Source organism: Rhizobium sp. N621 (genome assembly GCF_001664325.1).
Taxonomy (GTDB): Bacteria; Pseudomonadota; Alphaproteobacteria; order Rhizobiales; family Rhizobiaceae; genus Rhizobium; species Rhizobium esperanzae.
Window position 1 is genome coordinate 4,078,311 of sequence record NZ_CP013495.1, and the last position, 17,813, is coordinate 4,096,123.

Genomic DNA, 17,813 nt, shown 5'->3' on the forward strand with positions numbered 1-17,813 from the left:
CTTGGATTTTCCGGAAAATGACCAAGTGGCATTAAAGCGGAATGTGATTGTTGTCGAGAGGCATGGGCGTGACACAAGCAGAAGGAGAATATCATTCTGCTATTCAGCTGTTGCGTGTTGTCGGTACGCCGTGCGGCGCGAGAACGGGCACGAAGACGCGGCGGGAGGCACGGGCGGCGACCGGCAACCCCTGATAGAGCCGCTTCTGCGCCTCGACGATGATGACACCCGAAAACGCCGGCCATAAGGTGCGGCCGATCCGCTCGAAGGCGCGGCGAAGGCGCAGGATGGTCCTGAGCTTCGAGGGCGGAAAGAACAACGCTTCGGCGGTCGCACCCGGCGTGAAGTTGGTCTCGCGCAGCAAATGCGTCAGCTGGCCCCGGGAATAGGGCCGGCCCGAACCGAAGGGGGTGTGTTCCATGCGGGCCCAGACTCCGCGCCGGTTCGGCACCACGATAACAAGCCGCCCGCCCGGCGCCAGCACCCGCCAGAGCTCCTTCAGCGTCTCGCGCGGGCTTTCCGCGAACTCGAGTGAATGCACCATCAGCACCCGGTCGATCGAGGAATCCGGCAGCGGCAGTTCCTCATCGAAGATAAGCGTCGTCGACGACAGCGAGCCCATCGGCCAGTTCACCGCGCCCTGTCCAGCCGGCATGAAGGCGAAGGTGCGTTCGGTATCGGCCTGGAAGCGATCGAGGAAAGGCACGGCATAACCGAGCCCGACGAGACGCTCCTGCGGCAGGCGCACCCAGAGCGACGAAAGCGCCATGGCGATCGACTGCTCGGCAAGACGCCCGAGGTCGGAGTGATAGAACTGACGTAGGTCGACGATATCGGCGTGCATTTGCGATAAATGTTATCAGCGGGCGGTTGGACTTCAAGGCCGGACTCTCTACATTCCCGCGAGAGTCGTGGGACAAGGGATTGTTTGAAGATGAAACCTTTGGAATTAGACATTTTTCTCTGCCGCACCGACAATTTCGGCGTGCTCGTGCACGACCCGGAGACAGGATTTACCGCGGCGATCGATGCGCCGGAGGAGGCGCCGATTCTGGAAGCGGCAACACGGCGCGGCTGGAAGATCACCCACATCTTCACCACGCATCACCACACCGATCACGTCGCCGCCAACCTGGCGCTGAAGGAGCAGTTCGGCTGCGAGATCATCGGTCCGATCAACGAGGCCATCGCCATTCCTGGTCTCGACCGGACGATGGCCGATGGCGACAGCTTCCTTTTCGGCGATCACACGGTCAAGGTCATTGAGACTCCCGGTCACACCGCCGGTCACATCTGCTATCACTTCGTCGACGATAAGCTGCTTTTTGCCGCCGACACGCTGTTTGCGCTCGGTTGCGGCCGCCTGTTCGAACGCCCCGCCGCCGACATGTGGCATTCCCTGCAGAAGCTCGCCGTGCTGCCGGACGAGACCGCCGTCTATTTCGGCCACGAATATACATTGTCTAACGCCCGCTTCGCACTGACTGTCGATCCCGACAATGAGCGCCTGAAGAGCCGCGCCGCCGAAATCGAAGCCCTGCGCGCCGAAGGCAAATTCACCATCCCGACGACGCTCGGACTGGAAAAGGAAACCAATCCGTTTCTGCGTGCCGCCGATCCCGCGATCCGCCGCAATCTGCTCATGGAAGGCAAGACGAATGAGGAGGTCTTTGCCGAGATCCGCAAGCGCAAGGACAACTTTTGATGTCGCCTGAAGGGATCATTCGCGAGCTCGGCATGCAGCCGCATCCCGAAGGCGGCTGGTACGTGCAGACATTCCGCGACACGGCGGGTGGAGCGCGCGGTCATTCGACGGCGATCTATTATCTGCTGACAAAGGGACAGCGTTCGCACTGGCATCGGGTCCATGACGCGGCCGAGGTCTGGCATTATTATGCCGGTGCGCCGCTGGCGCTGCACCGCTCGCAGGACGGGATGGCAAGCGAGACACTGACGCTCGGAACCAACCTTCCTGCCGGCGAGCGGCCGCAGGCAATCATTCCCGCCAATTGGTGGCAATCGGCCGAGCCGCTCGGCGATTTCACCCTGGTCGGCTGCACTGTCTCGCCCGGTTTCGAATTTTCGAGCTTCGAGATGGCGCCGGCGGATTGGAAACCCGGCGGCTGAGACTTACTCTGCGGCCGCGGGCTGTACCTGGCTTTTGCGGCGGAACATGTCCTGGGCGGCGAGCACCGCTCCACCGGTGACGAGCAGGCAGGCGAGAGCAATGCGCCAGCTCGGCTCGGCAAATCCGAACAGCGTCAAGATGAGCGTCGAAAGCAGCGGCGCGGCATAACTTGCTGCGCCGAGAATCTGGATATCGCCATTCTTGACGCCGTAGTCCCAGGCATAGAAGGCCGCCCCGACCGGGAAGAGGCCGAGCCCGACGACGGACACCCATTCGACGCCGGTTTCCGGCCAGACAGTCGCCTCCAGGCCGAGATGGCTGAAGAAGGACAGGATGGAGGTCGCAAGGCAGAAGCCGGTGACGACATCTGTGGAGACAGCCTCGAAACGCCGTGTCAGCAGGGAATAGCCCGACCATGTGAAGGCGCAGAGGAAGGCAGCGCCATAACCGACTGCGTAAGCTCCATCGAAATCGATGCCATTGCGGCCGACAATCAGGAAGGTTCCGCAAAGCCCCGCAAGCGCGCCCGCCACGTGATACCAGCGCAACCGCTCTCCCGGCAGCAGCGCCGAGCCAACGACGATCAGAAGCGGCCATAGATAGGAGATCAGCCCTGCCTCCACCGCAGGCGCACTCCTGAGCGCGGTAAAATAGAGGAAGTGATAGCCGAAGAGACCCGCAATACCGGTGATCCAGACCCGGGCAGGCTGCTTCAGCAGCCCCAGCCGCGCCGGGTTGAGGACAAGCATGACGAGACCCGGAATGCTGCCGATCGCAAAGCAGACGGCCGAAAGCTGGAAGGGCGGCATCTTGCCGGAGCCGGCCGTCAATAGTGCCAGGAACGACCACATCAGAATAGCTGTAAAACCGACTACCGTCGCACGAAGCTTCACCTGTCCCCCTTCACGGAGGCGAAAGCTCCGTCAGCCGACGCTGCCATATTTGACGGCGGTGATCGTCACCATTCCATATTCTGTGGGAATGCGCACATAGACCGGAGCGTATACATTGGCCGCCTCCGACTTGGCAAACCAGATTTCCATGCGGTCGCTCTTGCTGAGATAGTCGATGTCCTTGCGGCCCTTTTTGTAGCCGGAGCGCGGCACGAAACGCACGCCGCAGACGACCGCCTTGCCCTTGAAGCCGTCGGTCGAAAAATCCTCGTCGCCTTTCGGCGAAAGCACCAGATCCATGCGCGTCTCGCCGTCGAAGATCGGCAGCGTCTGTGCACAGACCTTGGTATCCCCGGTGAAAACAAGGCCGGAGATCGGATCGAGCACCGAACGCATGTCGCCCGGGGTGACGTCGATCCAGTTCTTCGGGCGCTTCGGCGGCGGTGTCGTCGTCGCCGAGATGATGTTGCCGTTGCGGTAACTGACCTCGTAGACGCGGGCCTTCTTGCCGCTCTTGTAATAGAGCGAATATTTCAGCGCCTGCAGCCGGTCATTACGGACGACGCCGGTGACGCTGGTCTTTGCCGAGATTGTCTTGATGAGATCGGCAAGGCCGGCGGATTTGATATCGCCCGCGATCTTATAAGAGTGATCATCCTCGATCTGCGTCAGAAACGCCGCGCGCGCGATCGGCAGGCCGGCAAGCGTCACCCGGTATACTGTCTGATGCTGGATTTCGGCCGCCGATGCCGGTATGGCAAGGAGTGCGGCGATAGCCGAAATGAAAATGCGTCTGCCCGAGTGAGCCATGAGTGAAGCCTTGTCTTGCCGCGCGCCGGCAGCCCTGCCGAGCGCTCTATACTCCTGCCGCAAAGGGAAGAAAACAGCAGCTTTTTGACAGAATTGCGGGAAAGGCCAAGGTTTGGCTTGACGCGCGCAGCCTCTCTGACTATAGAACCGCAACTTTCCAATCATGCCTGTTGGATTGCGCGCCCGGCTTTGCCGGGGATGTCAATTCGATGGCCCGAGAAAAACAAGAATAGGTGTTCCATGTCCCGCGTGTGCGAATTGACCGGCAAGGCCGTCCTGACTGGTAACAATGTCAGCCATGCCAACAACAAGACCAAGCGCCGGTTCCTGCCGAACCTGTGCCAGGTAACGCTGATCTCCGACGCTCTCAACCAGCGTTATCGTCTTCGCGTTTCGGCTGCGGCTCTTCGCTCCGTCGAACATCGTGGCGGCCTCGATGCCTTCCTGATCAAGGCAAGCGAAAACGAACTGTCGATGCGCGCGCGCCTGCTGCGCCGTCAGATCGTCAAGAAGACTGCCGAAGCCGCTGCTGCGTAAGCTTCTGCCCTTCTTTCATACGGCTTCGAAAGGCTTGACGGATAACACCGGACAAGCCTTTTGCTTTGCCAGAGCACTCCAACTGGTGGCATCACCCAGGATAAAAAAATGCTGAAGACGCGCTACACCATTGCCTATGTCGCACTGATGACGCTTGTCGTCGTCGCCTCCAACTTCCTGGTCCAGTTTCCGCTGAACGTTGAAGTCGGCGGCGTCAACCTGGCCGACATCCTGACCTGGGGCGCCTTCTCCTATCCGGTCGCCTTCCTGATTACCGATCTGACCAACCGCCAGTTCGGCCCGCAGGCAGCCCGCAAGGTTGTTTTTGCCGGCTTCGTCGTCGGCGTGACACTGTCCTTCTTCACCTCGGTGCCGCGCATCGCCATCGCCTCCGGCTCGGCCTATCTCGCCGGCCAGCTGCTCGATATCGCCGTCTTCAACCGCCTTCGCCGCCAGGCTTGGTGGCGCGCGCCGCTCATCGGCTCGCTGATCGGCTCGGCGCTCGACACGGTGATGTTCTTCTCGCTGTCCTTTGCCGCATTTTTCGTCTTCCTCGGCCCGAACGAGCCCTTTGCGCTCGAAGCAGCTCCTGTCCTCGGCATCTTTGCCGCCGAGGCCCCGCGCTGGATTTCCTGGGCGATCGGCGATTTCGCCGTCAAGATGATCGTCGGCCTCGTCATGCTGCTGCCCTATGGCGCGCTCATGAACGTGCTGCGGCCGATGCAGCCCGCACGCGTCAGCTAAAGCCTTTCAACGACGCTGTCGGACCGCGCCGGCGGCGATGGCCGGATGCAGCAAAACCTCTGCAACCAGATCATCGATCTCTCGTGACGAATCGAGCCGCAGGACCGGGGCCGTCTGCGTTTCCAACCATTGCTCATGCGCCGCAAGACTGCGGCGTTCCGGACCGGCCGTGTCGTAACTTGCCGCCCATTCCATGAATTCCCCGCTTTTGATTTCCATATCGCCCCCAGGCCCGATCCTGTCTCCGTAGCGGGCGATCTCGCGCGCACGGATCCGCGCCATCCGCAGCTCCGGCTCGATCCTGAGGAACACGATCAGATCATAGAACGGCTCGACCTGCCTCGCCCATTTCAGCGCCGATCCGGAGAGGATCCAGCCGTCATGCCGTGCCGCTTCGGCAAGAAGCAGCCGTATGCGTTCGTCGGCGTCCCGCGGGGTCGTGAATGGCGGGTCGGTCGGCAGCCAAAAGAAATCGTCGGTATCGAGATGAGCGATATCAAGCCGTTCGGCAAGCGTATAGCCGAGCGATGTTGTACCGGAACCGGAGGCACCCATGATATGAATATGCACCATGACTGTCCCTCCGAAAGCTGCTCTCGATGCGACAATGGGATAGCCGAGGCATGTGACGTCAATCCGACGCCGCGCTGAGCACGTGGCGATCGGAGAGCCGGAATTCCAGCATCAGATTGCGCTGCAGGATCGAGTGGTTGTCGTCCGACACCATAATGACATGGACCGTGCCGTCGGCGGCCTGGAACACGTCAAGCCCTTCCATATTGTCGATCTGCGAGTTGAAATTACCCTCGATCAGCAATTCGCCGTCGACGATCGCCCCCGGCCGGATATCGGCGCCTTTGATGCGCCGAAGGCGCATGCCTATGCCTTCGGCCATATTGAACCGCCGCTCCAGGAGCAACAGGTCGCCGTCCGGCAGGAAGGCACCGTCGGTCACGTCGAAGCTGCCGTCGCGTTTGATCGAGAACAGCCCTTTCAGCGGGCCGCTGAGAATGGCCGCCATCCGGTTGCCCCCGCTGTCGAGACCGCGCTCGGAGACGATGATCACGCCGCTCTTCAATGGACTGGAGGCGGGCGCCACGGCTATGGTTTCGATACCGCGATTGTCGCTCAGCATCTTGCGTGGGATGAGGATCGGCAGGGTCGCGATCGCGCGCGATGCGGCAAAGCCGGGATCGGGATAGGCATCGACGCGATGATTTTGCTCGAAAGAGACCAGAATACGGTCGCCGTCGAGCGCCAAGCCCTCGGCATCCATATAGCCCTTGCCCTCGAGGCTGCGGCCGGCGCGGTTCTTCATCGGGTTGATCTCGACCTGAGAAAGGCCCGAAAGCCTGCCCTTGGCATCGCGCTCGATGCTGCCGGTCAGCCACTGGCCGGTGTCGAGGACGACGATGAAGTGCTTCTGGTCCTGCCGGAAACGGATGGAGGAAAGAGAGCCGAACAGCGCGCGGCTGGAAACCATCTCCAGCCCGCCGAGAAATTCCAGCGATCCGAACGTCGTCTCCGACGATCCGATCCTGAAATCGGTAATTTGTCGGCCAATGACGGGTATTTCGTCGCCGGCCATCGCCGCGGAAGCGCCCCCTGCCAGGCAGAGCAAGACCGATGCCGCACGGCAGAGGCGCTTGACCATCATTCCACGTGTTTCCTTCCAGGAGCGTCAGCCGGCACGGCGTAGCCGGCCGCCGCGCGGCTGGGCGGATTGATCTTCGAAGAGTGAGGCAAGCTGTTCGGTCATCGCCCCGGCCAACTCGTCCGCATCGACGATCGTCACGGCGCGGCGATAGTAGCGCGTCACGTCGTGACCGATGCCGATCGCCAGCAATTCGACAGGCGAGCGCGTCTCGATCTGCTCGATGACGGCGCGCAGATGCCGCTCGAGATAATTGCCCGGATTGACCGACAGCGTCGAATCGTCGACCGGCGCGCCGTCCGAGATCATCATCAGAATGCGGCGCTGCTCGCGGCGGGCGAGCAGGCGGTTATGCGCCCAGATCAGCGCCTCGCCGTCGATATTTTCCTTGAGCAGGCCTTCGCGCATCATCAACCCGAGATTGGCGCGTGCGCGCCGCCACGGCGCGTCGGCCGATTTGTAGATGATGTGACGCAGGTCGTTGAGACGACCCGGCGTCTGCGGCTTGCCGCCGGCAAGCCAGGTCTCACGCGCCTGCCCGCCCTTCCAGGCCTTGGTCGTAAAGCCGAGAATCTCGACCTTGACGCCGCAGCGTTCCAGCGTGCGGGCAAGAATATCGGCGCAAGTGGCGGCAACCGTGATCGGCCGGCCGCGCATGGAGCCGGAATTGTCGATGAGCAGGGTGACGACCGTGTCGCGGAACTGTGTGTCGCGCTCCATCTTGAAGGAGAGCGGCTGCATCGGATCGATGATGATGCGCTGCAGCCGGGCCGTATCGAGATAGCCCTCTTCCAGATCGAAATCCCAGGAGCGGTTTTGCTGCGCCATCAGGCGGCGCTGCAGCCGGTTTGCGAGACGCCCGACCGCGCCCTGCAGATGCGCCAGCTGCTTGTCGAGAAAGGCACGCAGGCGCTCCAGCTCGGCGGCATCGCAGAGCTCCTCGGCGGTGATGATCTCGTCGAACTCTTCGGTATAGACGTGATAATCGACCTTCTCGTTGAAATCGGCAAAAGGCGTGTTCGGACGGCGGGTCTCGCCCGGCGTTTCCGAATCGTCCTCACCCTCTTCCATCATGTCGTCGTCGGAGATTTCGGCGCCTTCGGTCTCGCCGTCCTCCATCTGCTCGTCGGAGACTTCACTGTCCTCGACGGGCGCGGCGTCGGTGCCGGCATCCTCGTCGACCTCGTCCTGGTCCTGCTCATCGCCGCTCGGCTGGTCTTCCTGCTCCGACTGATCGTCATTGTCGGCTTCGCTGTCGTCGTCGCCGTATTCCTCGGCCATTTCCATGGCCGACAGCATGTTGCGGACGACCTTGGCGAAGGCCTGCTGGTCGTTGATCGCGCCGGACAGGTTGCCGAGTTCAGCCCCCGCCTTGTCTTCGATGAAACCGCGCCAGAGATCGAGCACCTTGCCGGCCGAGGCCGGCGGGCGTTGGCCGGTCAGCTTCTCGCGCACCATCATGGCGACGGCTTCGCCGATCGGCGCGTCTTCCTGGCGCTCGATGCCGGTGAAATTCGCCTTGGAATATTTCTCTTCCGTCATGGAGCGCAGGTTCGCCGCCACGCCCTCCATGCGCAGTGTCCCGATCGATTCGACACGCGCCTGCTCGACCGCATCGAAGATCGCCCGGGCGTCCGAGCCCTGCGGCGCCATCGTCGTATGCATCTTCTCGTCATGGCAGGCCAGGCGCAACGCCATGGAATCACCGAGCCCGCGGGTGACCGCCAGCTCATGCGCCGTCGGCCGTTTGGAAAGCTCCGGCAGACGGATGCGCTCGCCGGTCATTCCAGGCCGTTCATTGGCGAAGGTCACCTCGACATCGCCGTCGCCGGCGATCGAGCGGACGCAACCGGATATCGCCCGGCGCAACGGCTCGACGTCGACCGGTGCGCCGGGTTTTGCTTTCGAATTGTCACCGCGAGCTGCCATGATCGGTCGGGCCTCAGGCTCCGAGGACGATGTTGGCAGCACTTTCCTTCAGCTCGACGCCGAAGGCGCGCTGATAGTGCTCGGCGACCAGCGGGCGCTCCAGCTCGTCGCACTTGTTGAGGAAGGTGACGCGGAAGGCAAAGGCGAGGTCGCCGAAGATTTCGGCATTCTCGGCCCAGGTAATAACAGTGCGCGGGCTCATGACAGTCGAAAGATCGCCGTTCATGAAGGCGGCGCGTGTCAGATCGGCGACGCGGACCATTTTCGAGACGATCTCGCGCCCTTCCCTGTCCTTGCCGAAGCTCTTCACCTTGGCGGCGACGATGTTCACTTCGTGATCATGCGGCAAGTAGTTCAGCGTCGTCACGATCGACCAGCGGTCCATCTGCGCCTGGTTGATCTGCTGCGTGCCGTGATAGAGGCCCGTGGTGTCACCGAGGCCGATCGTATTGGCGGTGGCAAACAGGCGGAAGGCCGGGTGCGGCCGGATGACGCGGCTCTGATCGAGCAGCGTCAGGCGGCCTGACGATTCCAGCACGCGCTGGATGACGAACATCACGTCGGGACGGCCGGCATCATATTCATCGAAGACGAGCGCGACATTGTGCTGATAGGCCCAGGGCAGGATGCCGTCCTTGAATTCGGTGACCTGCAGCCCGTCCTTGACGACGATCGCGTCCTTGCCGACGAGATCGATACGGCTGACATGGCTGTCGAGGTTGATGCGCACGCAAGGCCAGTTGATGCGCGCCGCCACCTGCTCGATATGCGAGGATTTGCCCGTGCCGTGATAGCCGGAGATCATTACGCGGCGGTTATGCGCGAAGCCTGCGAGAATGGCGAGTGTCGTCTCGCGGTCGAACAGGTAGTCGGGATCGAGATCCGGCACATAGGCGTCGCCCTTGCTGTAGGCGGGAACGCGGATGTCGGAGTCGATGCCGAAGGTCTCGCGGACCGAAACGGTGGTATCGGGCAGTTCTGAAATATCGAGGTCGATCTTGCTCATCATGTCTCCAAGGCGGGTGAAGCCACCCGGCCAAACTGTCTCAGGCCATGTCGCAACCGTGACGCCGCGATTTTATTCCGCGCCCGTCCAGGTCGGAACGTCGGCGATACTTCTCCGGGACTGAAACGAAACCTCGGCGGGATAATGACCGCGTGCGAGCATTCTTGAAAGAGTCCCGGACAAGAAACGCCGCGTCCGGAAGGTCGGCCGAGGCGATGTCGGGAAAACACGCAGATAGGAGCCGCGTTTGCCTGCGGCCTCAGCCGATTTGGACCATACCCGATTGAAGCCCAAGAGCAAGGACGGGAATTAACAAAAACCGTTCTGCTTCAACAATTGATAGGCCTGGATGACGGCGCGGAAACGCTCTTCCGAGCCGCGGTCGCCGCCATTGGCATCCGGATGGTGCTTCTTGACCAGTTCCTTGTAGCGGCTCTTGATCTCTGCCGACGTCGCATTGGCGTTGAGGCCCATCGTGTCGAAGGCTTTGCTTTCGAGCGATTTCAGCTTGCGTGTCTGGGGAAAGCGCGGGCCGCTGCCCTTGCCGCCTTCCTTGACGAAGCCGAAGGGATCGCGAACCCGTGTATAGGCGCCGGAGCGCACCTCGGAATGCAGCGGACTATCCTTGGCCGACTTGTTGACGCCGACGGTCCATGTCGGACGATGGCCGGTGATCGCCTCTTTCTGGTAGCGCGCGATCTCGCCGTCCGAAAGCCCGGAGAAATAATTATAGCCCTTGTTGTATTCCTTGACGTGCTCGAAGCAGAACAAAAAGAACTGGCCTTCCGCATTGCGTCCCACGGGAGCGCGATGCGAGCCTTTTTTGTCGCAGCCGTCCCACTGGCAGGTAGGCGGTGCCTGCTCCGCCTCCTGCTCGCGTTTGCGGCGTGTGCGGATGCGATCGAAATATTTGGAATCAAGTCTCATGGCGGCGCTAATTATGAGGCTGTCGCGAGGCGACAACAAGAATTGACAAATGGGAATGTTGCTGGCTTGGTGGGAACCCTTTTCGCCAAGCAGCAAGACCGGATGATGACCCTGCGGACCCGCATCGAAGAAAAACTTGTCGAAGCCTTCGCGCCCGAACGTCTGAGCGTCATCGACGAAAGCCATCTGCATGCCGGCCACCAGCCTGACATCACAGGCACCGGCGAAACCCACATGCGGGTGAGGATCGTTTCGGCAAAATTTGCCGGCCTCTCCCGCCTGGCGCGCCACCGGGCGATCACCGACCTGCTGAAACCGGAACTCGATGCCGGCCTGCATGCGCTGGCCGTCGAACCGGCGGCACCCGGCGAGGCGACGCGATGGTAGGACCGCAGCTCATATAGGAACCGATTGCCTTCGTGCCAAGCCGATCAGGTCGGCTTGGCACCGTCTTCCCCGGCCGGACGGATGCGCAGCCTGGTGATGCGGTTCTTCTCCCGCTTCATGACGACGAAACGTTTCCCGTAAAAAGTGAAGGCCTGGCGCTCTTCCGGGATGGTCATCGATTCATGGATGACGAGGCCGGCGATCGTCGTCGCCTCCTCGTCGGGCAGGTTCCAGTCGAGCGCACGGTTCAGGTCGCGGATCGGCACGCCGCCGTCGACGACGACCGAACCATCCGCTTCCTGGCGGACACCCTGAATCTCGATGTCGTGCTCATCGGAAATGTCGCCGACGATCTCCTCGAGAATATCCTCGAGCGTGACGATGCCCTGCACCTCGCCATATTCGTCGACGACGACGGCGAAATGCTGCTTGCGGCGCAGGAAGGCATTGAGCTGATCTTCGAGGTTGGTGCTGTCGGGCACGAACCACGGCTTCTGCGCGATCTTGACGATATCGAGGTTCTGCGGCTCCATGTGCGGCTCGGCAAGCGCGCGCAGCAGATCCTTGGCGTGGACGACGCCGATGATGTTGTCGATCGTGCCGCGCCAGAGCGGCATGCGCGTATAAGGGCTTTCCAGAATGGCGCGCACCACCGCCTCCGGCGGATCGTCGGCATTGATCGCCCGCATCTTGGTGCGGTGAACCATGATATCAGACAGTTCCAGCTCGCCGAGGTCGAGCACGCCGCCGAGGCGGTCGCGGTCGGCCTTCACCACCGATCCCTCGCGATGCAGCAGGTCGACGGCCCCGCGCAGCTCCTCATGCGCCGTCAGCATCGATATTTCCCGCGAGAGATTGATGCCGAACAGCGCCAGGATCCGCCGAACGATCGCATTGACGAAGGAGGAAACCGGGCCGACGACGGTGACGAAGAGCTTGGCCGGCAGTGCGACGGCAAGCGCGAAGCGGTCGGGCGTCGAGATCGCCCAGCTCTTCGGCAGCACTTCCGCGAAAATGACCAGGATAACGGTCATCGCCAGCGTCGCCAGCGCCACGCCGGAACTGCCGAACAGCCCGAGAAACAGGCTGGTGGCGATCGAGGAGGACAGGATATTGGCGAGATTGTTGCCGATCAGCAGCGCGCCGATCAGCCGGTCGCGCCGCTCGATCAGTTGGCGCACGAGCCCGGCGCGCTCGTCGCCGTTGACCTCCAGCGTATGGATGCGACTGCGCGAAACGGCGGTCAGCGCGGTTTCCGAGCCGGAAAAGAAGGCGGACGTCAGCACGAGCGCTGTGATCGAAAGGATCTCCGGCCAATAGGCCGCGACAAATGTCAGAACGCCTTCGATCGTCGTCAAGGATGTTTTTCCCGGAGAAAGCTGAGCACTTCGGATGCCGGAACATCGTCGGCGACGAAGGACTGGCCGATACCGCGCGTCAGGATGAAGGTGAGCTTGCCGTTCTTGACCTTCTTGTCCTGCGCGATCGCATCCATCAGCACCTCGGCCGGCGGCAGCTCGCCCGGAATTTCGGCCATGCGGGTCGGCAGGCCGACCTCCTTCAGATGCCGCTCGACGCGCCGTGCATCGTCGGGGCTCGCAAGATTCATGCGTGCGGAAAACTCATGCGCCAGCACCATGCCGATCGCAACACCCTCGCCGTGCACCAGGCGGCGGCTGTCATAGGCGGTCGCCGCTTCCAGCGCATGGCCGAACGTGTGGCCGAGATTGAGCAGCGCCCGCTGGCCGGTCTCACGTTCGTCGGCAACGACGACATCGGCTTTCGCCTGGCAGCTGGCAGCGATGGCCTCTATGCGGGCGGAGCCGCCCGTAAACACCGACTTCCAGTTCGCTTCCAGCCAGGCAAAGAAATCCGGTTTGTCGATCAGCCCATACTTTGCGACTTCGGCGTAGCCGGCGCGGAATTCCCGCTCGCTCAGTGTATTCAGCACATCCGTATCGGCCAGGACCAGGTCCGGCTGATGGAAGACGCCGATCAGATTCTTGCCATGGCGGGGGGAATTGATGCCGGTCTTGCCGCCGACAGAGGAATCGACCTGCGCCAGCAGCGAAGTCGGCACCTGCACGAAGCGTACGCCGCGGCGGACGATGCCGGCCGCAAAGCCGGAAAGGTCACCGATGACGCCGCCGCCGAGCGCGATCACGCAGTCGTTGCGTTCGACCCGGGCTTCGAGCACCTTGTCGCAGACATCAATGAGATGTTCGAAGCTCTTCGTCTTTTCGCCGGCCGGCAGCACGACCTCGGCCGAGACGATGCCTGCCGCATCCAGGCTCGCGGCGAGGGTCTCGAGATAGAGCGGAGCGACATTTTCGTCGGTGATGATGGCCGCCTTGCGGCCCTTGAGACGTGAGGCGATCTCGGCGCCGGCCCGCGCAATCAGCCCCGGTCCGATCAGGATGTCGTAGGCGCGCTCGCCGAGCGGCACATGTACCGTCTGGACTGATGAGGTGGAGCTTATCGCATTCATGATGCTGAACTTTCTTTCTGTTCGGCCACGGCCTTCAGCACCTCGTCTGCCATGATTTCCTTGCGCACATCACGCGAGAGTACGGTGAGGTCTGCCTGCGCATAGATCGGGTAACGCGCGTTCATCAGGCTTTCGAGGGTCTGCTTCGGATTTTCGGTCTTGAGCAGTGGCCGCGTGTCACGCTTGTTGACCCGCTCCCAAAGCACGTCGAGGTCCGCCTTCAGCCAGATCGAAAGCCCGCCCTTCTTGATATGCCTGCGCGTGCGGTCGTTGATGAAGGCGCCGCCGCCGGTGGAGACGACGCGTGGTCCGCTCTTGAGGAGCCGTTTCATCACCCGCGTTTCCAGCGCCCGGAACTCTTCCTCGCCATAGGCTGCGAAAAGTTCGGCGATCGTCATGCGCGACACCCGCTCGATTTCATGATCGCTATCGATGAAGGGAATGCCGAGTTGGCTGGCGACGATGCGCCCGACGGAGGATTTCCCGGCGCCCATCAGCCCGACGAGAACCAGATTGCGTGAACCGAGCGCGGCGCGAGCTCTGTCTTTCAGGCTGTCAGCAACGGTCAGCAGTGGGTCACTCATCGGTCCATTCACACTTTGTTTGCAAACCGTATCGACAAATGCAGGTGGAGCGTCAAGTCGCGGACAAGGGAATCATGGCTTGAATGGCGCTTCTTGCACTTGCGAATACGCTTCTTATAACAGAAGCAGAGCATGAAGGAGTTGCCGGATGCCGACCCTGTTCCGTTTCCTGTTCTTCTGCGCGATCCTCGCCGGGACGGTTTACGGAGCGATGTGGGCGCTCGTGACCTTCGTCGAGCCGCAGCAGCGCGACGTGACGATCCGTATTCCCTCCGAGCGGGTCAACCCGCCGGCGACGGGCACGATCGACACGACCGGGAAGTGAGTGAGATGGATCTAAGCCGCGTCCACGTGGAATCCTTCCTGGAAATGATGAGCGCCGAACGTGGGGCTGCCGCCAACACCCTGCAATCCTACCAGCGCGACCTCGACGATGTCAGCGCTTTCCTGAACGGCCGCCGCATAAGGTTGACCGAAGCCGCCTCCACCGACCTGGCCGCCTATCTCGCCTCGCTGGCGCGCCAGGGCTTCAAGCCCTCCTCGCAGGCACGCCGGCTTGCCGCCATGCGGCAATTCTACAAGTTCCTCTATGCCGAGGGCCTGCGCACCGACGACCCCACAGGCGTTCTCGACGCGCCGAAGAAGGGGCGTCCGCTGCCGAAGACGATGGGGGTCGAGGAGGTCGGCCGCCTGCTGTCCCAAGCGCAGACCGAGGCCAACGATCCGGCTCCGGGCCAGTTGCAGCGCCTGCGCATGCTGGCGCTGCTGGAACTGCTTTATGCCACCGGCATGCGCGTCAGCGAACTCGTCTCGCTTCCCGCCCGCGTCCTTGACCAGGAAGGCCGCTTCCTGATGATCCGCGGCAAGGGCAACAAGGAGCGCCTGGTGCCGTTATCGCATTCGGCGATCGCGGCGCTGAAATCCTACGGCCGGCTGCTGGCGGCGGAAAATGCCGCGGGCAAAGAGCCGCAGGAAAGCCCCTGGCTGTTTCCGGCCGCCTCGAAGGAGGGCTATCTGCCGCGTCAGGTTTTCGCCCGCGACCTCAAGAACCTGGCGATCCGCGCCGGCCTGACGCCGTCGCTGATCTCGCCACACGTGATGCGTCACGCCTTTGCCAGCCATCTGCTCGCCAACGGCGCCGACCTGCGCGTCGTGCAGGAACTCCTCGGCCATTCGGACATTTCGACCACACAGATCTACACGCATGTGCTTGAAGAGAGGCTGCAGCAGCTCGTCCAGACGCATCACCCCCTTGCCAAACAGGCGAAAAAGCACGAATAGGACCGGCGACAAGGGGCGGAGCCAGGAAAACGCCCCGGGCACAAGGAACGGAAACGCACCTCATGCACAATTATCTCGACTTCGAAAAGCCGATCTCCGACCTCGAAGGCAAGATCATCGAGCTGAAGAAGCTCGCATCGGAAGACGAGAGCATCGACACCACCGATGAGATCGGCAGGCTGGAGGTTCGCGTCCGCGAAGCGATCGTCGAAATCTATTCCAAGCTCAATGCCTGGCAGAAGACGCAGGTTGCCCGCCATCCACAGCGCCCGCATTTCGTCGATTACGCCAAGACGCTGTTCCAGGAATTCACGCCGCTTGCCGGCGACCGCAAGTTTTCCGAGGACGCTGCGATCCAGGCGGGGCTTGCCCGCTTTCGCGGTCAGCCCGTCGCCGTCATCGGCCAGGAAAAGGGCAATGACACCAAGTCCCGCCTGAAACACAATTTCGGCAGCCCCCGCCCGGAAGGCTACCGCAAGGCGATCCGCATCCTCGAGATGGCCGACCGTTTCGGCCTGCCTGTCATTTCGCTGGTGGATACGGCCGGCGCCTATCCCGGCGTCGGCGCCGAAGAGCGCGGCCAGGCCGAGGCGATCGCCCGTTCGACAGAAATGTGCCTCGGCGTCAAGGTTCCCCTGGTTTCCGTCGTCATTGGCGAAGGCGGCTCGGGCGGCGCGATCGCAATTGCCACCGGCAACAGGGTCTATATGCTCGAGCATTCAATCTACAGCGTCATTTCGCCGGAAGGGGCGGCCTCCATCCTCTGGCGCGATTCGACCCGCGCCCGGGAAGCGGCGACCAACATGAAGATCACCGCCGAAGACCTGAAATCGCTCGGCGTCATCGACGGCATCATTTCCGAGCCGCTCGGCGGCGCCCATCGCGACCCCGACAGCGTGATAGCCGCAACCGGCGATGTAATCGCCAATGCGCTCGGCGAAATGGCATCGCGTTCCGGCGAACAGCTGCGCAACGAGCGGCGTCAGAAATTCCTCAATATGGGCCGCAACCTCTAAGACAAGTTGCGCTTTTCAGCGATTGGGGCCAAATCTTGGCCACATTGATATTATCTGTAACATTCGCGCTTGCGGGGATGTTCGGGGCACGTCATAGGCTGGTAAGGTTTTATAAAGTATAAACCGCTTATGATTCCTTCCAGTGCCCGAACTCCATAGGCGGACCGGGTCGCACTATCTTTATGGGCTAATTTGGATGCGCATACGTCATTTTGCCTATGTTTCCCTCATGGCGCTGGCTCTGACCGGCTGCAATGACACGTTGGAAGTGGCGCAGGTCGATCTCTCCAAGGTCAAGAACAAGGTCGAGCAGCCGCTCCCTCCCCATATCCTCAACGCCATGGCCGCCAAGGGCATGGACCGCAATTCGCCCATCATGATCCGCATCTTCAAGGAAGAAGGTGCAATGGAGATATGGAAAGCGAAGACCGACAACCGCTTCGACAAGATCGCCGATTACAAGATCTGCGCCTGGTCCGGCCGCCTCGGTCCGAAGGTCAAGACCGGCGATCGGCAGGCGCCGGAAGGCTTCTACGAGCTGACGCGCGCCAACCTGAATCCCAATTCCAAATATTATCTGGCGATCAACACCGGCTTCCCGAACCGCTACGACGCGGTGAACGGCCGCACCGGCTCCGATCTGATGATCCACGGCGCCTGCTCGTCCTCCGGCTGCTATTCGATGACCGACCAGCAGGTGCTGGAGATCTATGCGTTCGCCCGCGACGCCTTCAAGGGCGGCCAGTCGACGGTGCAGCTGCAGGCCTTCCCGTTCCGCATGACGGCGGAAAACATGGTCAAGCATCGTCTCGATCCGAACAACGACTTCTGGAAGATGCTGAAGGTCGGCTACGACAATTTCGAAGTGACGAAGCGCCCGCCCGAGGTGAACGTCTGTGAGAAGAAATATGTCTTCAACCAGCAGGCAACCGATGGCGGCGCCTTCAATGCCGCCGGCAAATGCCCTGCCATGTCGACGCCGCCGGCACTGGCGGCAGCCCTGGCCTCCTATGGCAAGACCTATGACGCCGACTACGCCAAGGCGATGAGCAAATATGACGGCATGGCCTGGTACGACCCGTCCGAAGCCGAGCGCAAAGCCGTCGTCGCCAAGACGCGCAAGGGCCGCGAACTCGCCTTCGCGCCGACCGGCACCTCGCTCGAAGCCGGCCGCATGGTCAAGGTCGCCGAACTGGAAGACCTGATGGCCAAGCGCACGACGCAGAGCCTCACCGCCAACTCCGCGGCCGGCGCCACACCCGCAACGCCGGCCCAGCCGCAGGCAACGACCGTCGCCGCCGCGACGCCTGCGGTCGTGCCGGTGCCGATGCAGAACCCGCTCGCCTATACCGCGCCCGCGCCGGAACCACAGGAGACGGCAGAAGCCGCGGCAAAGAAGCCGTTCTGGAAGTTCTGGGCGCGGAACTGA

20 protein-coding genes are annotated in these 17,813 nt (G+C 62.1%); 9 read left to right on the plus strand and 11 right to left on the minus strand.

Translation table 11 applies throughout. The features are described 5' to 3' along the window. Positions 1-103: 103 nt before the first annotated feature. Positions 104-844, minus strand: coding sequence for a class I SAM-dependent methyltransferase (locus AMK00_RS19585; protein WP_064805300.1), 741 nt, complete (start codon positions 842-844; stop codon positions 104-106). Between the two features lie 90 nt (positions 845-934). Between AMK00_RS19585 and gloB the strand changes: the two genes are divergently transcribed. Then, complete coding sequence (gene gloB / locus AMK00_RS19590) at positions 935-1,705, plus strand: hydroxyacylglutathione hydrolase (RefSeq protein WP_064811458.1); 771 nt, start codon at positions 935-937, stop codon at positions 1,703-1,705. Next, the gene (locus AMK00_RS19595) at positions 1,705-2,127 is read left to right on the plus strand and encodes a cupin domain-containing protein (RefSeq protein WP_064805304.1); all 423 of its coding nucleotides are present in this window, start codon (positions 1,705-1,707) and stop codon (positions 2,125-2,127) included. The genes gloB and AMK00_RS19595 overlap by 1 nt, the downstream gene beginning before the upstream one ends. A gap of 3 nt (positions 2,128-2,130) precedes the next feature. Here AMK00_RS19595 and yddG read toward each other — a convergent pair whose 3' ends face one another. Continuing rightward, positions 2,131-3,021 carry an aromatic amino acid exporter YddG gene (yddG, locus tag AMK00_RS19600; protein WP_064811459.1) on the minus strand — a complete coding sequence of 297 codons (891 nt, stop codon included), beginning with the start codon at positions 3,019-3,021 and terminating at the stop codon, positions 2,131-2,133. Positions 3,022-3,051: 30 nt separating this feature from the next. Further along, positions 3,052-3,831: a DUF3108 domain-containing protein gene (locus tag AMK00_RS19605; RefSeq protein WP_064805308.1), complete on the minus strand. Its 780-nt coding sequence runs from the start codon at positions 3,829-3,831 to the stop codon at positions 3,052-3,054. A gap of 240 nt (positions 3,832-4,071) precedes the next feature. Between AMK00_RS19605 and rpmB the strand changes: the two genes are divergently transcribed. Further along, the gene (rpmB, locus tag AMK00_RS19610; protein ID WP_008527777.1) at positions 4,072-4,368 is read left to right on the plus strand and encodes a 50S ribosomal protein L28; all 297 of its coding nucleotides are present in this window, start codon (positions 4,072-4,074) and stop codon (positions 4,366-4,368) included. 108 nt (positions 4,369-4,476) lie between these two features. Next, the gene (locus tag AMK00_RS19615) at positions 4,477-5,112 is read left to right on the plus strand and encodes a VUT family protein (RefSeq protein ID WP_064805309.1); all 636 of its coding nucleotides are present in this window, start codon (positions 4,477-4,479) and stop codon (positions 5,110-5,112) included. Between the two features lie 6 nt (positions 5,113-5,118). On the opposite strand, the gene AMK00_RS19620 is transcribed toward AMK00_RS19615, so the two are convergent. The 5 genes from AMK00_RS19620 to AMK00_RS19640 all read right to left on the minus strand — a co-directional run bounded on the left by AMK00_RS19620 (position 5,119) and on the right by AMK00_RS19640 (position 10,628). Further along, on the minus strand, positions 5,119-5,685 hold the full coding sequence (locus AMK00_RS19620; RefSeq protein WP_064805311.1) for an ATP-binding protein: 567 nt from the start codon (positions 5,683-5,685) through the stop codon (positions 5,119-5,121). 58 nt (positions 5,686-5,743) lie between these two features. Further along, positions 5,744-6,769: an esterase-like activity of phytase family protein gene (locus AMK00_RS19625; protein ID WP_064811460.1), complete on the minus strand. Its 1,026-nt coding sequence runs from the start codon at positions 6,767-6,769 to the stop codon at positions 5,744-5,746. 24 nt (positions 6,770-6,793) lie between these two features. Then, entirely contained in the window at positions 6,794-8,695 is a 1,902-nt protein-coding gene (gene cobT, locus AMK00_RS19630) for a cobaltochelatase subunit CobT (RefSeq protein WP_064805314.1), read from the minus strand. A 13-nt stretch (positions 8,696-8,708) separates the two neighbouring features. After that, complete coding sequence (cobS, locus tag AMK00_RS19635; protein ID WP_064805316.1) at positions 8,709-9,701, minus strand: cobaltochelatase subunit CobS; 993 nt, start codon at positions 9,699-9,701, stop codon at positions 8,709-8,711. Positions 9,702-10,010: 309 nt separating this feature from the next. Further along, the gene (locus tag AMK00_RS19640; protein ID WP_064805318.1) at positions 10,011-10,628 is read right to left on the minus strand and encodes a J domain-containing protein; all 618 of its coding nucleotides are present in this window, start codon (positions 10,626-10,628) and stop codon (positions 10,011-10,013) included. Between the two features lie 102 nt (positions 10,629-10,730). Here AMK00_RS19640 and AMK00_RS19645 point away from each other — a divergent pair, with 102 nt between their 5' ends. Continuing rightward, positions 10,731-11,015, plus strand: a complete 285-nt coding sequence (locus tag AMK00_RS19645; RefSeq protein ID WP_170961494.1) for a BolA family protein — start codon at positions 10,731-10,733, stop codon at positions 11,013-11,015. A gap of 44 nt (positions 11,016-11,059) precedes the next feature. Here the strand turns inward: AMK00_RS19645 and AMK00_RS19650 are convergent, their stop codons facing one another. From AMK00_RS19650 to AMK00_RS19660, 3 genes are read right to left on the minus strand one after another with little or no spacing between them, the layout of a single operon-like run. Then, complete coding sequence (locus AMK00_RS19650) at positions 11,060-12,373, minus strand: HlyC/CorC family transporter (protein ID WP_064811461.1); 1,314 nt, start codon at positions 12,371-12,373, stop codon at positions 11,060-11,062. Continuing rightward, on the minus strand, positions 12,370-13,503 hold the full coding sequence (gene aroB, locus AMK00_RS19655; RefSeq protein WP_064811462.1) for a 3-dehydroquinate synthase: 1,134 nt from the start codon (positions 13,501-13,503) through the stop codon (positions 12,370-12,372). The genes AMK00_RS19650 and aroB overlap by 4 nt, the downstream gene beginning before the upstream one ends. Then, positions 13,500-14,087 (minus strand): shikimate kinase, encoded by a 588-nt coding sequence (locus AMK00_RS19660; protein ID WP_064811463.1) that lies wholly within the window; start codon positions 14,085-14,087, stop codon positions 13,500-13,502. Before AMK00_RS19660 ends, aroB begins: the two co-directional genes overlap by 4 nt. 148 nt (positions 14,088-14,235) lie before the next feature. Here AMK00_RS19660 and AMK00_RS32640 point away from each other — a divergent pair, with 148 nt between their 5' ends. The 4 genes from AMK00_RS32640 to AMK00_RS19675 all read left to right on the plus strand — a co-directional run bounded on the left by AMK00_RS32640 (position 14,236) and on the right by AMK00_RS19675 (position 17,813). Further along, on the plus strand, positions 14,236-14,412 hold the full coding sequence (locus AMK00_RS32640) for a hypothetical protein (RefSeq protein ID WP_020922424.1): 177 nt from the start codon (positions 14,236-14,238) through the stop codon (positions 14,410-14,412). 5 nt (positions 14,413-14,417) lie between these two features. Continuing rightward, entirely contained in the window at positions 14,418-15,368 is a 951-nt protein-coding gene (xerD, locus tag AMK00_RS19665) for a site-specific tyrosine recombinase XerD (protein WP_064811464.1), read from the plus strand. Between the two features lie 62 nt (positions 15,369-15,430). Further along, positions 15,431-16,384, plus strand: coding sequence for an acetyl-CoA carboxylase carboxyltransferase subunit alpha (locus AMK00_RS19670; protein ID WP_011427025.1), 954 nt, complete (start codon positions 15,431-15,433; stop codon positions 16,382-16,384). A 196-nt stretch (positions 16,385-16,580) separates the two neighbouring features. After that, positions 16,581-17,813 (plus strand): L,D-transpeptidase family protein, encoded by a 1,233-nt coding sequence (locus tag AMK00_RS19675; RefSeq protein ID WP_064805326.1) that lies wholly within the window; start codon positions 16,581-16,583, stop codon positions 17,811-17,813.